At 32.6% G+C, this 604-nt stretch carries 2 protein-coding genes; both read left to right on the top strand.

Annotated elements, in window-relative coordinates:
• Positions 1 to 133: PLP-dependent transferase (locus tag IDG60_RS20995; protein WP_206161139.1), on the top strand; the 133-nt coding region annotated here is incomplete at its 5' end.
• Between the two features lie 294 nt (positions 134 to 427).
• The coding region (locus IDG60_RS20990) for an ATP-binding cassette domain-containing protein (RefSeq protein ID WP_206161153.1) at positions 428 to 604 on the top strand (177 nt) is incomplete at its 3' end.

The raw sequence follows: 604 nt of genomic DNA, 5'->3' as shown, positions 1-604 counted from the left end.
GACACATGCATCCATTCCAGCAGATATTCGAGCTAAAGAAGGTATTACAGACGGACTTGTAAGAATTTCTGTAGGTATTGAAGATACTGAAGATTTAGTCGATGATTTAAAACAAGCACTAGATACGCTATAAATAATAGCAGCACTAGCATATATTTTAAGATCAACTTAAATTGATTTTGAAAATGCTAGTGCTTTTTTGTGCGATGTTAATCATTCGTGATTGAGTTATGGAGGTTTGGTGGACATTTGTATGGATTTAATTTGATAAATGTCATAGTAGTCTCACAATTCATCATTGTCACATGAATTAATTATTTTTTTAATTTTTTAGAAAATTCGGCAAATTGTATTGACGATATATGCAATTTTACATATAATGCTCTTATTCCTAGTGGATTAATAAGAATTTGTAGGAGGGGCGATGATGATTGAGTTTCGACAAGTTAGTAAATCATTTCATAAGAAAAAGCAAACAATAGATGCTTTGAAGGACGTATCATTTACGGTCAATCGCAATGATATTTTTGGTGTGATTGGATATAGTGGTGCAGGAAAAAGTACGTTGGTAAGACTCGTGAATCATCTTGAAGCTGCCTCGAAT

Source organism: Staphylococcus sp. EG-SA-2, assembly GCF_017152085.1.
This window is presented reverse-complemented; position numbering and strand designations above follow the sequence as displayed.